Annotated in this window: 12 protein-coding genes; 7 read left to right on the top strand and 5 right to left on the bottom strand. The window is 54.1% G+C overall.

Annotated elements, in window-relative coordinates:
- Positions 1 to 5 precede the first annotated feature (5 nt).
- Together K239x_RS14650 and K239x_RS14645 are read right to left on the bottom strand one after the other, a co-directional pair.
- Positions 6 to 872, bottom strand: coding sequence for a hypothetical protein (locus tag K239x_RS14650; RefSeq protein ID WP_145418911.1), 867 nt, complete (start codon positions 870 to 872; stop codon positions 6 to 8).
- Positions 869 to 1342: a hypothetical protein gene (locus tag K239x_RS14645; RefSeq protein ID WP_145418910.1), complete on the bottom strand. Its 474-nt coding sequence runs from the start codon at positions 1340 to 1342 to the stop codon at positions 869 to 871. Before K239x_RS14645 ends, K239x_RS14650 begins: the two co-directional genes overlap by 4 nt.
- Before the next feature lie 668 nt (positions 1343 to 2010).
- Between K239x_RS14645 and K239x_RS14640 the strand changes: the two genes are divergently transcribed.
- The 4 genes from K239x_RS14640 to K239x_RS14625 all read left to right on the top strand — a co-directional run bounded on the left by K239x_RS14640 (position 2011) and on the right by K239x_RS14625 (position 6822).
- A complete protein-coding gene (locus K239x_RS14640) occupies positions 2011 to 3522 on the top strand; it encodes a sulfatase family protein (protein WP_145418909.1) in 1512 nt (503 codons plus the stop codon).
- A gap of 4 nt (positions 3523 to 3526) precedes the next feature.
- Complete coding sequence (locus K239x_RS14635; RefSeq protein WP_419188966.1) at positions 3527 to 4420, top strand: sugar phosphate isomerase/epimerase family protein; 894 nt, start codon at positions 3527 to 3529, stop codon at positions 4418 to 4420.
- Positions 4421 to 4511: 91 nt separating this feature from the next.
- Entirely contained in the window at positions 4512 to 5861 is a 1350-nt protein-coding gene (locus tag K239x_RS14630; protein WP_145418906.1) for a Gfo/Idh/MocA family protein, read from the top strand.
- 223 nt (positions 5862 to 6084) lie between these two features.
- Entirely contained in the window at positions 6085 to 6822 is a 738-nt protein-coding gene (locus K239x_RS14625) for a 3-keto-disaccharide hydrolase (protein WP_419188965.1), read from the top strand.
- A gap of 65 nt (positions 6823 to 6887) precedes the next feature.
- Here the strand turns inward: K239x_RS14625 and K239x_RS14620 are convergent, their stop codons facing one another.
- From K239x_RS14620 to K239x_RS28675, 3 genes are read right to left on the bottom strand one after another with little or no spacing between them, the layout of a single operon-like run.
- Positions 6888 to 8333 carry a sulfatase-like hydrolase/transferase gene (locus tag K239x_RS14620; RefSeq protein WP_145418904.1) on the bottom strand — a complete coding sequence of 482 codons (1446 nt, stop codon included), beginning with the start codon at positions 8331 to 8333 and terminating at the stop codon, positions 6888 to 6890.
- Positions 8330 to 9562 (bottom strand): dienelactone hydrolase family protein, encoded by a 1233-nt coding sequence (locus tag K239x_RS14615; RefSeq protein WP_145418902.1) that lies wholly within the window; start codon positions 9560 to 9562, stop codon positions 8330 to 8332. The genes K239x_RS14620 and K239x_RS14615 overlap by 4 nt, the downstream gene beginning before the upstream one ends.
- 57 nt (positions 9563 to 9619) lie before the next feature.
- Positions 9620 to 11185: a glycerophosphodiester phosphodiesterase gene (locus tag K239x_RS28675; RefSeq protein WP_419188964.1), complete on the bottom strand. Its 1566-nt coding sequence runs from the start codon at positions 11183 to 11185 to the stop codon at positions 9620 to 9622.
- 302 nt (positions 11186 to 11487) lie between these two features.
- Between K239x_RS28675 and K239x_RS14600 the strand changes: the two genes are divergently transcribed.
- The 3 genes from K239x_RS14600 to K239x_RS14590 all read left to right on the top strand — a co-directional run bounded on the left by K239x_RS14600 (position 11488) and on the right by K239x_RS14590 (position 14062).
- Positions 11488 to 12393 carry a DUF6528 family protein gene (locus K239x_RS14600; protein ID WP_145418900.1) on the top strand — a complete coding sequence of 302 codons (906 nt, stop codon included), beginning with the start codon at positions 11488 to 11490 and terminating at the stop codon, positions 12391 to 12393.
- Between the two features lie 122 nt (positions 12394 to 12515).
- Positions 12516 to 13526: an NAD(P)H-dependent flavin oxidoreductase gene (locus K239x_RS14595; protein WP_145418898.1), complete on the top strand. Its 1011-nt coding sequence runs from the start codon at positions 12516 to 12518 to the stop codon at positions 13524 to 13526.
- 2 nt (positions 13527 to 13528) lie between these two features.
- Positions 13529 to 14062: a c-type heme family protein gene (locus tag K239x_RS14590; RefSeq protein WP_419188963.1), complete on the top strand. Its 534-nt coding sequence runs from the start codon at positions 13529 to 13531 to the stop codon at positions 14060 to 14062.
- Positions 14063 to 14087 lie beyond the last annotated feature (25 nt).

Raw genomic sequence — 14087 nt, 5'->3', positions numbered from 1 at the left:
GGTCGTCAGCGTTTCACCAAAAATCCAACCGCGGCCAATCCGATCAAGCTGAGCAGTACAGAGAACAGCAGGAAATTGGACAGCAGTGCGATCGAGGTAAAAATCAACACGCCGGCGATCGCAGCGTATTTGGCAGGAAGGAGCCACAAGCCAAAACCTGCGACGCTCTCTAGCACGACGACTTTGCGGCTGTACCACATCGCGATCTCGCGCAGCGCGGCTTCGTCAAAGCTGCCGCGCAACCAGTTGAAAACCCAGAAATCTCGCTCCGCAAAATAGATGTCGTAGAACACAGCTCCCGACCAATACTCGCTGGTCCATTTGCCAACGGCACCGCCTAGCAAAATCATCGACAGGATCAGGCGACTGACAAACGCAGCGCGGCGAAGCAACGCGTCTTGTGCCGCTTGGCGTGACGCGACAGGCAGAACGTTGACGCGGTGTAAGCGAAACGCCAGCCAAACCGACCACAGCGAGGTCCACCACGCGGTCGCAAACGTCATGTCGTTGTGACTGCCTTGATGGATCACCAGTACGGTCGCTCCCAACAGTGCCAGTACGGCGCCGCGTTTTCGTGTGATATCGTTGCAAGTGACTGCCCCCATCGTGATCGACGCAGCGGTCGTGACAAAGGCGACTCTTAGCGTCCAAACGGATTGAAGCCAAAGGGGAAAGAATGAGTCAGTGACCGGGAAGCTAACGTAAATCGCGTCGCAGCCTTGAAAGAACGACCACTTCCAGAACAGAGCCGCTAGCGTCGCGCATGCCACCAAGCGGTAGGCAATCAGTACCCGATGCGGAGGATCCAACTGAGTCGCGACTTTGTAGGTCGGAGCAGAGACGATTGATCGTTCGGTGGTTGCGGTGTTCACTCTTGGACCTCATCGACTGGTGATCGCGACATGACAAATCCACCATCGCTTTGTGGTTCGATATGAAACTGGGTTCGTTGCTGAAGACCGCGATAGCTTGACGTTACCTGAAGGTCGCAAGCACAGCGAGTTTTTAGATTGCGGTAGCGTCCATTCGCAAATGTGATTTTCCTGGCGGGAAAATGGTTGACCATTCCCGAGGCCAAGACTTGATCGCTTCCGTCGGCCGACCGCTGGGTGACTTGGAAGCGATTGGCAAGGTTGTACATCGCCGGAATCGGCTGCTGAATTGCCCACTGCGAAAAGGAAGCGGTGCGAAAATGAAATCGATTGATCGTTGTTTGGGCGATCGCTGGGACGGCAGGCATTAAAAGCAACCACGTCGAAATCGCGATCACGAGGAAGACGATCGCGACAAAGCCAACGTCGGGTGAGAGGTCTTCGCGGTCAGTGGTTGGCTGGCTATTCATGTTTTTCGGATTGGAATTTCGGATTCGCAAAAGTCGACATCGATTGGGCATTTGCAAATGACTGCCTGCCAAACGGCCCACGATTGGAAGCGGACGACGCGACCTTGCTACAGAACTTTACGACACAAAAGACGGCGAAATCGCGACTGCGACAAATCGCCAACCCGTCATTCGTCGGCTACATGCTTTCTGTGACATCCTGGCACGATGGGGTTCGGGTTGGCGCTGCGGACCCAATTTTGACGACGATGAATCCGAAGCCGAATTCGTGCACCACGCTTCTCGTTGGCCCGTTCGTATCAGAAGGTCATCAAGCCGCGTCACTCAAGTGGCGTGATTGGCTGCCCTGTGAAATCGTTCTGGTCATCTAGCCCACGCGACGCGGAAATGATTTGGACCGAATCGTTCGCTTTGAATGCTGTGGGCAAGAATCTTCCGTGGTAAGCCGATGTTGGACTGCGACGCACCAGTTCAACCAGTCCGATATCGATCGCATCAAGTTGCAAATCGCATCGAACTGTCGAACACGCTTGTGGGCGTCACTCGACTTCCGGACATTTAGCAGAAATGCGTTAAGAAAACTTTCCGTCGTGAGCGACCGTCGCGTCTGAATCGTTGTAACATTAACGCATCGTACCTATCAGCAACTGCCACGCATCGCACCCACCATGCAACACAACATCGTTTCCCGCCTCTTGCTCATTGCGAGCGGATTAGTTCTTGCTTCGACTTGCACTGCCCAAGAACCCGAAACAACGAAGCGTCCGAATATTCTCTGGATCGTTGGCGAGAATCTCAAACTGGACTTGGGTTGTTACGGTGCCAAGAACGTGAAGACGCCCGCCTTGGACGGTCTCGCAGCAAAGGGAGTTCGGTACACGCACGTTTTTTCGACGTCGCCGGTTTGTGCTCCCAGTCGCAGTGCCTTTTTTGTAGGCATGTATCAAACGACCACTGATACTCACAACATGCGATCGCACCGCAGCGATGGCTATCGGCTCCCCGAAGGCGTGCGTCCGATTACGCACCGATTGAAAGACGTCGGGTATTTTTCGGGGAACATTGCCACACTGGGCGACGATCAAATCGGTTCGGGAAAGTTGGATTTAAATTTTGTCGAAGAAGGAAAACTCTACGACACCAGCAAGTGGGAAGATCTGCAGGGAAATCAACCTTTCTTTGCTCAGATCAACACGCTGGAAGCGGAGTACGATATCTACGATCGACAAACTTGGCAGCAACCACGAGTGGAATGGAAAGGTGAACAGACGCACGAGCAGATTGCCACCGTCGACAATGTCACTCCGCCGCCTTATTACCCGGATCATCCGCTGGTCAGAAAAGAATGGGCACGCTACCTGAATTCCATTTCAGGAATGGACAAAACAATCGGGCGCGTTTTGGCTCAGCTGCAGAAAGATGGTTTGGCTGACGATACCGTGGTCATGTTCTTTGGTGACAACGGCCGGATCGAACCGCGCGGGATTCACTGGTGCTATGACACTGGGTTGCACGTGCCGATGATTATCCACTGGCCGACGAATTTTCCCGCTCCCGCAAATTACAAGGCAGGATCGGTCAGTGACGAAGTCGTCAGCTTGATTGACATTCACCCGACGACGCTGGGATTTGCTGGGATCCGTCGTCCGCTGGGCATGCAGGGCAGAACCTTCATGGGCGATCGCTTGGGTCCGCCACGCAAGTTTGCTTTTTCGGCTCGCGATCGAATTGACGAAACGGTCAACCGAATCCGAAGTGTGCGAGGCAAGAAATATCATTACCTGCGTAACTACTTTCCCGATCGTCACTTCACGTCGTTGAATCGGTACAAAGAAAAGTGTTTTCCGATCAAGCCATTGATGCGTCAGCTGATGAGCGAAGGCAAGTTGTCGGGCGCGGCGGCGGCGCTAATGTCACCGACCGTACCCGCGGAACAGTTGTTTGACACCGAAAACGATCCGCATGAAATCAACAATCTGGCTGATTCAGATGATCCGGAGCACCAAGAAGCACTGATCCAAATGCGTGCCGCTTTGTCGGTTTGGATGGTGGAAACGCAGGACCAAGGCGTCTTTCCAGAGCCAGAAGACGTCGTTGCTCCGTTTGAAAAAGAAATGCATGACTGGTTCGGGACGCCGAAGTGGTACCGCAAAATTGATGCCACCCTCAGCAAGGAATAGTGCCTTGAGTCGCTTCCGAGTTCCTGCCAGTGAGTCGCGAAATTTGTCCTCGCAGTCCATCGATCGACGCAGTGCGCTGCGATGCGGTTTAGCGTTGGGAGCTCTTGGAACGGGCGCGTCGATCGCTGTTGGCGGACAGTTGACGGGGAAGATCCGCAAGTCGCTGAAGTACTCGATGATCGGCGAACGTATTCCTTTGCTGCAGCAGTTCAAGATGCTGCGACGATCTGGTTTTGACGGTGTCGAAATCAGCTTGCGAGACGGGCTCGTGCCCAAGGACGTTCTCGCTGCGGTGGAGGCGACCGAAATCCAAGTGCATGGCGTGATCAACGGAGCCAATGACGACTGCTCAGGATCGATCGAGCTTTGCCAGCAGGTGGGAGGCAACACGGTCTTGATCATCGCCCGCGAAATCAAAACGCTTCGCTACGACGATAACTTCGCGCGAGCGCTGGACGTCGTTCGCAAAGCCATCCCGCTTGCCGAGAAACATGATGTCCGACTGTTGGTCGAAAACGTTCGCGCTTCGTTTTTGAAAACCGCCGAAGAAATGGCTCGCTTTATCGACGAGCTAAAGTCCCCAGTCGTCGGGGCGTATTTCGACACTGGCAACACGATCACTTGGACCAAGCAATCCGCCGAGCACTGGGCACACGTGCTGGGTCCAAGAACCGTTAAGTTGGACATCAAGGATCGCGGACACGCTGTATTTGGTGATCCCAAATTGAAGTCCCAGATGGCGGTGGGCACTGACGGTGGCGAAGTGCATTGGCAGAACGTACGCAAGGAACTTGCCGCTGTTAGTTTCTGTGGTTGGGCCTCAGCGGAAGTTAAAGGGGGCGATGAGCAGCGGCTCACTGGGATCGCGGACTGGATGGATCAGGTGCTGCATCTGTGACGCTGTATTGGTCTTCTTAATGATCTCGTTTGTCTGCTGTTTGACCGTTTGTTTTCTTTCCCATTCATCTCAGTAATCTCCAGGCAAATTTATGAACCATGAACGCCGCCGCGCGGACCTTGCCGCCAAGCAACCTGACGACAACAACGTCGCTTCACCGCGACGCTCTTTCTTGAAGGCCTCCGGAGGTTCTCTAACCGCTGCGTCATTCGCGCCGGCAGTCGCGAATGCGCAGACGCCGCACGTGAGTGTCGATGATGATATACGGATCGGCTTGATCGGCTGTGGAGGCCGCGGAACGGGAGCAACGTTGAATGCGTTGCAAGCGGATCCTGGTATTCGCTTGGTCGCGATGGCGGACGCAGTCGAAGGACGCTTGAGTGGTTGTCTGCAGACGTTAAGGCGGAAGGGCGATTTTGCAGATCGCGTCGACGTCGCCGATGACATGCGATTCACTGGGCTGGATGCTTACAAACAATTGCTGGCGACCGACGTTGACGTGGTGCTATTAGCGACGCCGCCTGGTTTTCGCCCATTGCATCTGCAGGCTGCCATCGATGCGGGCAAACACGTCTTTGCCGAAAAACCCGCCGCCGTCGACCCAGCGGGGGTTCGCAGTGTGCTGCAATCGACCGCCAAAGCCAGAGAGAAGGGGCTGTTCATTGTTGCTGGATTGCAAGCGAGATACGAACCGGCTTCGATCGAGATGAACCAGAGGATCCATGACGGAGCGATCGGTGAAATACTGAACGCTCGGATGACTCGGTACACCGGCGGGCTGTGGGTCAAACCGCGTCAGCCTGGCCAGACGGATGTCGAATACCAGCTATCGAACTGGCACTATCACACTTGGCTGTCTGGCGATTTTTTGATCGAACAGTTCGTGCACGAGATCGACCGAATGGCGTGGGTGATGGGCGACTATCCAGTGTCTTGTACAGGAACGGGGGGACGTCAGTCGAGGACCGAAGAAATGTACGGACACATCTTTGACCACTTTGCGATCCTCTACAAGTTTGCGAGTGGCGCGGAGCTCTTTGCGACCAGTAGACAGCAAACGGGATGCGACAGCGTATTTGAAATGCGGCTGGCCGGCACCAAGGGGATTTGCATCGGTGCAGGAAAGACAAAGTACGATATTTCGGGTGCATCGGCTTGGCAGTTCGGCCAAGGCAATGGACGAAAACAGCAGGGGCACCAGACCGAACATGACACGTTCTATCGGTCACTGCGTTCAGGTGGCTATCTGAATAACGGAGACTACTTCGCCAGATCGACGCTAATGGCCATCATGGCTCGCGAGTCGGCTTACACCGGACACGAAATCACTTGGCAACAAGCCATGGATGCAAAACAGGATTTGATGCCGGACGAAATCGCATGGGACACCCCCGTTCCAACTTGGAAAGTCGCTGTCCCCGGCAAGACGGCATTCAGTTAATGCCGTGCATTGGCAGAAAGCTTCGTTGACGCTTGCGCTTCGCCACTTATTTCATTTATGGCCGGGCCTCGTAGACAGCCGCGGCGGCTAGACCTTTTGCACACACAAACGCACCTTAGAACCTAACCACCAAGGGGCTTGCTCGTTCTCAATGCGTGTCGTCTAAACTATCGATGATAATCACAACCCGTTTGCACCCGGCAACTCTTGAATCTTGGACACGATGATGCACTCCACCGAACGAGCATATTCCACCTATCAATTCGCGATTGGCTGTCTCGTAATCGGCTTAAGCGCAGTGCTTTTGCCATCGCCATCGGTGCAAGCGACCGAGTTGTTTAATGGCAAAGATTTGACGGGGTGGCACGCGGACATTCCGGCCAAAGAAGACAATCCTGACGTCAGAGCGTCGTTTATCGTACGCGATGGAATGTTGGTCAGTTTGGGCACGCCGCAAGGGCATCTGATTACCGACGCTGTGCATCAGGATTTTCGGCTGGTGGTTCAGTATCGTTTTGCAGGCGAACCAGGGAACTGTGGCGTTTTGGTTCATGCCTCGACGCCACGATCGCTGTACAAGATGTTTCCCAAGTCGATCGAAGTGCAGATGAACCATCAGCATGCTGGCGATTTTTGGTGCATCGTGCAGGACATCACGGTGCCCAACATGGTCCAGCGGCGTGGTCCCAAGAAAAACTGGGGCATCGTTGAAGGAAAGGGACGCCGGATCATGAACCTTACCGAGGGCAGCGAGAAACCTGTAGGTGAGTGGAACGAAATGGTGATCGAATGTGTGGGAGACGAGGTTAAGGTTTGGGTCAACGGAGATTTCGTCAATCACGGCACGCATTGCACCGCTTCGAAGGGCCAGATTGCGGTTCAAGCCGAAGGGGCGGAAGTCGAATTTCGCAAGCTGGATCTGACGCCGATCAAACAATTGTCGGCCGACGACAAATTCTAATTCTGCCCGTCAAGTTCCTTCAGAAATGAAAGGACATTAGATGGCACTCGCGATTGGCAACCGACCTACTGGTTCGCCAGCGGATCGCCGACCTGGAGTTGCCACCGGCGAAGTCTTCCCTGTAGTTCACGCTTGATGTCCGCATGACGCTGAACGTCGGCCAAGTTGTTTTGTTCGTTGGGATCGTTGGCGAGGTCAAACAATTGCCAGTGGTCGATTTGCGGATAGTGAATGAGTTTCCAGCGGTCACCGCGAATCATTCGCTGAACATCGCGAAAGTAACCGAAAACATACTCATGGATTCTGGTAGTGTCGTGTCGTAGCACGGGGACCACGCTCCGGCCATCGATTGGGTTGGGGAGACTGACATCGGCGAGTTCGCAGATCGTGGGATACAAGTCTCGTAGATACATCTGAGCGTCGAAGGTTTCGCCCGTTGGAATCGAAGGGCCACTCATCAGCATGGGGACGTTCATCGTGTGTTCGTACATGTTCTGCTTGCCACGCAAACCGTGACTTCCCATCGCTAATCCGTGATCGCTTGTAAAAATCACAACGGTATTATCCCGCTTGCCGCTGGAATCAAGGGATTTCAGAATGCGTCCGACTTGCTCGTCCAGGTGAGTGATCACGGCGTAGTAGACCGCTAGGTCGTCACGAACATCCTGCTCCGTGCGAGGTGTTGGTAGCAGCACTTCATCGCGTCCACCGATGTTGCCCGTGTCGAATGGATGCTGGGCAATGAAGTTGGGCGGAAACGGCATCTTGTCCGGATCGTAGGCGTCGTCGTAACCCGTCGGGATCAGTAACGGATCATGAGGGGCCGTGAAATTGACGTGCACAAAGAAAGGCGACTTCTGTGACGTCGCGATGGCGTCGATCGCGGCGTCTGCAAATCGTTCACTAATGTCGGGCGTCAATCCAACTCCCAACTCTGGCTGCAACTCTTTGCTGTCGGACTGAAAAATCCATCCTCGATATCCCGTCACGGGTCGGCCATGCGCGTCGACTTGATCTTTCCAGAGCTTTCCGCCACCGCCGCTAAACAGTCCTTTGGATTTTTGATATCCATGATGGCTGGGTCTTCCCGCGTTGTGCCATTTACCGACATAGCAAGTTTGGTAACCAGCGTCGCCAAGTGTTTGTGCGATCGGTGAAAGGCCCTCGCGAAACTTGCCGCGAAAATCTGATACTCCGTTGTTGAATCCATTGCACCCGGTAAGGATCTCGCCGCGACTAGGCGTGCAAATGGGGTTCGCGCATATCGCTCTCGAAAACACCGATCCCCGCGCCGCCAAAGCGTCCAAATTGGGCGTGCGAATCACGTTGTTTCCAAAGCTTGCGATCGTGTCGGGGCGTTGGTCATCCGAAACGATCAATAGAATGTTGGGGCGATCCGCCGCCGGCGTTGGAGTTGACGCTACCACTAACGGCAGCAGGCAAGCGGCGGCGACCAGAAAGCAACATGATGAGTGCGTCATCGACTGTTCGGTGTCCGGGGAGGGGTTCATGGTTTCAAGAATTTTTCAAAAAACTGGTAGACGATCTCGTTGGACTCATCGTTGGGAGCATGTGTCGGGCGATTGTGCATGGCAATTCGATTTTTGTAGCCAAGGATTTCGTTGACCTTAATCGAGTGCTGAAGTGCTTCCCATCGCTGCGGTGGATCTTCGCTACCGCCGGAAACCAAGAATGGACGCGGCGACATCAAGGCATGTAGTTCGTGTAGATCATGTTTTTTGTCGACCAGGTTCGGATAGAGTCCTCGTGCTGGATTGTCGCTGGTAATCAGGCCACGTTTTCGCCAGGGTTTGGGGTGATAACCCAAGTACCACGGTTCCCAGTAGTTGACGCTTGTGCGGGATTCGTCAAACACGATGCCCGGGTCTGACCAAGCCGCGCAGGCGAATTTGTCGAACAGGCACGACGCAAACATCGCCCACTTGCCGCCGAAAGAATGGCCGACAATGCCGATCCGATCTGCATCCACTTCATCACGACTGGCCAGTACATGCCATGCATTGGCGGCTGCGTAAGCGAGCATCGACAGCGGTTGAACCGTCGCATCGTCGATGCTGGGATGGTACAGCGAATACGTTTTGGCCTTGGTCGCTTCGGTCGTGCCGATCGACAAAGTCACGAACCCGCGTTTTGCCAACTGAACGGCAAAGTCGCGATTGGGTTTCCCTAAACCGATTGCCGTTTCCGGCTCGTAGTACACGACCACAACCGCTGGGTGCGGTGCGGGGCCGTCGGGTATTAAGAGATAGCCCGTCGTCGTTTCGTGCGGTGTCCAGCGAAATCGAATTTGATGCTGGGCGAAATGATCGCGGTTCGCCGTCGCCAAAATCTCAATGGTCGGATCGGTAATCAGTGGAGGCCACTGCCCTAACAAGCTTTCCCATTGCTGAGAGATCTCGGCGCGGCGTCGTTTCCAATCTGCCGGCGAATTGACCGTGTCGCCATCAGCAAACCGAAGCGGCGAACGATAGCGACTCGTTCGGCCCTTCCATTTTTCAGGCAATACAAAACATGCATCTAGGTCCGGGCGGTCTGTCGACGTCCGGTTATCTGTTTGCGTGTGTGCATCTTGTTCCCGTTGGACGCTCTGCTCCCGTTGGGCACCCGCTTGGTCCTGCGAAGAGGAACGCTGTTGCGATCGGGCATCGGTGCACCAGATCAAACTGACCGCCAGCAAAAAACACTTGGTTGGCAAAATGATCTGACATGGTCGGTCCATTGTTCGTCCTAAGAAAACGCGTTGATCGGTTGTCGAATTCGTGTGCCCACCCCGAGCCTACTTGGACTTTGCGTACATCAATCCGCCGTTTTGATCGGGCACAGCAACACGCACGCTACCTCGACACCCCTGATTTTTCACGCAGTTGCCACTTGCTGATAGCAGTCGATCTTTCGAATAGCCTTGGATGCCCAGCGAACAATTAAATGGGTGACGTCCCAAGAATTGAAACTCGGAGTCCGTCACGACCAATTCACTCTTCGCGCCGTAGCAGCCAAACCACCAACGGTCATTTGCGAACGTCGCAGTTTGGATTCCCATCAGCGTATGGCCACTTTTGATGACGTGCCGTTTGATGAAATTGAACTCTTCGTCGTATTCATAAACATAGTTTTCGTGAACATCTGCCGGGAGCCCGCCGATGACAAAGAAGTTCCCCTTGCGAAATCCAATTCCACCTGCGCCAAACTCGACTTCCTGCGTCTCGTGGCGAGCGATTTCCTGAAGAGTTTGCGCGTCGTAAACATAGATCCAGGAATCAGCGTTTCCTGCAGGATCGTTGAACTTGCCCAGGTTAACCGCGACATAGAGTTTCCCGTCCCGGTAGCAGAGATCGCCATGATGATTGGCAACGGGCACTTTCGTTGCGAGCTCGCCCTTCTTGTTCGTCTTGACCAAAGTTGTGGTGAAACTCCAGTAAAGAGAGGAGTCGTCAGCGGCAATTCCTTGCAGGTGATGCGGATAAGTGCCTTCGCAAGCGACGTTGATATTCTGCAGTGAGTCGCCCTTTGAAACCGCGTCGGCAGGTTGCGGGAGAGCCTGACGAATCAGGGCGGGACGGTCTGTCGTAATGGAATCCACGCCAAGTTTGACGAAACGCTTGGCTGCGTCCAAGTCGTTGATCGTCCAAACATGAAGCTCGCTTCCAGTTTGCCGAACGCGATCAGCAAAGTTGCCGTTGATGACTGCTTCGTTTCCGTTTGCCCCCAGTCCAGTCGCTCCGCTTTGCTGCAGTCGGCTGACCACTTCGTCCGTACCTGGCTTCCACGGTCCCTTTTTGTCTTTCTGTCTAAAACTGGTCAACCAACTGCACTTGAACTGTGGCATCGATTTGCGACAGGCGCGGACCACGTCTTCATTAAAGGCGATGATCACGATCTGGTTTGGCTGGAGCCCGCATTCGTTTAGCTCCGTGGTAAGGGTGGGGACGATCTCTGGACCACTTTTGATTTCGACAAAGATTCGCTTTCCTGGGGGGACGATGGCCAAGACTTCCTTCAGCGTCGGGATTTGTTGGCCAGAAAATTTCGCGTCTTTCCAGCTACCGACCTCCAATTTGCGAAGCTGATCGAAGGTTGATTTTGTAACGGTCAACTCAGGATGTTTCGGGGCAACTCGCTTGGTCGTTTTGTCGTGGATGCAGACGATTTTCCCGTCTGACGTCAGATAAAAGTCGCCTTCGATCGCGTCGGCTCCGCGTTGCCAAGCCAGTTCAAACGCGGCGAGCGTATTTTCCGGTGCGTCATGTGACGCGCCGCGATGAGCCACAATGAATTGGGCCGTACAGGTGTGCAGTGGCAGCGTCGAAAACAGAATGCAAATCACGATTGGAAAGCAGCGCACAAGTAGAACTCTCGCAGGAGGGAAGTTGGTGGGTTTCAAATCTTGGGGATCGTATTGTATCAGCGTTCAATTCTTGTGGTTAAGATCGCTCGTCGTTCGGGTTCAGGAATGATTAAGATTGCAGTCGAGAGTTTTTGACAGCCCAGTGACGGCGGAGACCCTGATGAAGTCGTCGACGAGGAGCGAAAAGGTTTTCGGTTCAACGTAATTCCGCCGAGTCATTCCTGAGAGTCAACGAATCCGCCGCGTTCCCTGTTTTCTCTCAATAGCGTTTGCCCATCACCTACAGACAGCCGCAATTTATGATGACTTCGATTCGTATTTTCATTTCCGCGGCATTTGTGTTCGCGCTAATCTGTCACGATTTGTATGCCGTTTCGCCCGACGCCGCAAAGATTATTTGTTGTGGGGCAGAGAAAGTGTTTGTCGTCGACCCGGCGAAGCCTTCGCAGGATCTTTGGAGTTGGACGGCCAGCGACTCTCCGTCGATTCCCGAAGCCTTCCGGTCCCGGTTCCGATCAACCGACGATTGCAAACCTTACGAAAACGACTTGATGTTGATCACATCGTCATCGCGCGGAGTAGCACTGATCGAACGCACGACGAAGCGGTGCGTGTTTTTGGCGGAAGTGGCTAACGCGCACAGTGCATGCTTGCTTCCTGATCATCAGATCGCAGTCGCAGCCAGCACATCGGGTGATGCCGTTGAGTTCTTTTCTCAAAACGACAGCGCTCGTCCTGCGGTCGCGGTTTTCAAGATTCCGCTTCGCGGCGCTCACGGGACCGTTTGGGACGCTGCGGGAACACGACTGTGGGCTTTGGGGACCGATGAACTGCTTGAGATCAAACCGCAAGGAAAAGCCGCTTCACCGGTTTGGGTTGTCGCGGAGCGTCACCCATTGCCTTCGTCCGGCGGACATGATTTGTCACCAGCTCACGATGGCAAGAACCTTTTCGTGACCACCAATACTCAGGTGCTGCAATTTGACACCACGGACAAAACATTCACCGTCGTCGCCGGATTCGGATCGGGCAAAAAGATTAAGTCTGTTGATGTGCACCCCATCAGCAAACGCATCGTGTTTCATCAAGCACTGGCGGACGAATGGTGGAGTCACTCGATCCGTTTCAAAGACGCCCCGCCGATCACGTTGGCCGACGAGCGACTTTACAAAATTCGATGGGACGTGCCTGCGAAAAAGCCGTGATCGCAAAAAATTGCGTAATTGCAGTTGGTCATCACATTCGATGTGAACCACCAGTTTTGGTTTGTGTCAATCAACGTCCGCGCCGCAGAAATGCAACGTGAACACCTGAAGGAGTTTTGTGGATGACTAACCCGACGCCCTTGAAAACAGCGGTCTGTGATCTGCTGGGATGTCAGTATCCCATTTTGCAAGCTGGCATGGGCGGCGTCGCTCGCGCGGAACTTGCCGCTGCGGTATCCAATGCCGGAGCATTTGGTTGTCTTGGAATGGTACGTGAATCACCCGAACTGATTCGTCAACAAATAGGCGAAGTGCGTTCGCTGACCGATCGCCCCTTTGCGGTCAACCTAATTCCTTCCGCGACAGACGCTGGTCTCTTTGAGGCTGAATTGGCCGAGTGCATTCGAATGAATGTCCCGGCAATGATTTTCTTTTGGCATGTTGTTCCAGACGCGATTCGCCGTGCAAAGGACGCTGGGTGTGTCGTTGTTCATCAAGTCGGGACGGTGGAACAAGCGGTGCTGGCCGAAGCGTCTGGCGCGGATGTGATCGTGGCACAAGGTGTCGAGGCGGGAGGGCACCTGCACGACACAGTGACTTCGCTGGTCCTCTTGCCGCAAGTCGTCGATGCGGTTTCGATTCCCGTCATTGGGTCAGGTGGATTCGCCAGCGGGCGTAGTCTTGTTGCTGCATTGGCGTTGGGGGCTCAAGGCATTCACTGCGGAACGGTTTTTGTTGCTACCACCGAATCGTTCGCCCACGCGATTCATAAGCAAAAGATTGTCGAATCGCAGGCAGGTGATACCATTCACACCGATGCGTTCGCGCTCAACTGGCCTCCGCATTCACCGGTTCGCGTGTTGAAGAGTGAAGCGACGGCGGCGATCGAACCGCACCCCTTTGGGCATCTCCCCGATCTGATCGAACGTCGGCAAGTTGCCGAAGAAGAAGGCAGGCCGATCTATTTGATGAGTACCGATTCTCCGCTGCGATCGATGACGGGCGATTTGGAAAAACTGGCGATGTATGCAGGGCAATCTGCAGGTCAAGTGGTTCGCGTGGACGACGCGCAAGAAGTTGTCGACCGAATCGTGCAGGAAGCCATCGTGACCCTCCGTAAACTAGAAAGTTAAAATTGAGATCCAATCCTCTGATCATTCTGTTCGGCGTCCTGCTGGCAACCATGTTGACGCTTGGTGCTGATGAACGCCGCGTTGAAAGGGATACCAAAACCATCGCCCCTGCGAACAGTGTTGCCCAGGCACGCGCCCGTGCGATGTTGCTTCACGAATCGATGCGCGGGACGTTGCAGGTGGTTCATCGTGATTTCTTTGACGAAGACGACGCTCATGAAATCCCGTCCGCATCGCTGGAGGAGGTGTTTGATGAATTGGCAAAAATGTACGACGTTGATCTGAAATGGTTGATTGTCGAAACCGACTTGATCAATGTCGATCATCAGGCCGAAGGCGAGTTTGAGAAATCAGCTGTGATTGCTCTCAAAAAGGGCGATAAGAGATACGAAGCGTGGGAGAAAGGTCGCTATCGATTTGCCGGCCCGATCCGCCTGGGAGCACAGTGCTTGAAGTGTCACGTCAAACATCGCAAAAGTACTGAGCCGCGAACGGCAGGGTTGCTGATTTCGATGCCGTTGAACGTCAAGCAATAATCGAATTCATTCGCAACGACGCTGC

Origin of the sequence: Stieleria marina, from assembly GCA_007741555.1 — a bacterium.
In the GTDB taxonomy this organism is placed as follows: domain Bacteria; phylum Planctomycetota; class Planctomycetia; order Pirellulales; family Pirellulaceae; genus K23-9.
This window is presented reverse-complemented; position numbering and strand designations above follow the sequence as displayed.

Coding starts and splice junctions, on each gene's coding strand:
- K239x_RS14625 (WP_419188965.1), top strand. CDS start 6,085: ATGATGCACTCCACCGAACGAGCATATTCCACCTATCAATTCGCGATT.
- K239x_RS14595 (WP_145418898.1), top strand. CDS start 12,516: ATGACTAACCCGACGCCCTTGAAAACAGCGGTCTGTGATCTGCTGGGA.
- K239x_RS14645 (WP_145418910.1), bottom strand. CDS start 1,342: ATGAATAGCCAGCCAACCACTGACCGCGAAGACCTCTCACCCGACGTT.
- K239x_RS14630 (WP_145418906.1), top strand. CDS start 4,512: ATGAACCATGAACGCCGCCGCGCGGACCTTGCCGCCAAGCAACCTGAC.
- K239x_RS14620 (WP_145418904.1), bottom strand. CDS start 8,333: ATGAACCCCTCCCCGGACACCGAACAGTCGATGACGCACTCATCATGT.
- K239x_RS14640 (WP_145418909.1), top strand. CDS start 2,011: ATGCAACACAACATCGTTTCCCGCCTCTTGCTCATTGCGAGCGGATTA.
- K239x_RS14600 (WP_145418900.1), top strand. CDS start 11,488: ATGATGACTTCGATTCGTATTTTCATTTCCGCGGCATTTGTGTTCGCG.
- K239x_RS14615 (WP_145418902.1), bottom strand. CDS start 9,562: ATGGACCGACCATGTCAGATCATTTTGCCAACCAAGTGTTTTTTGCTG.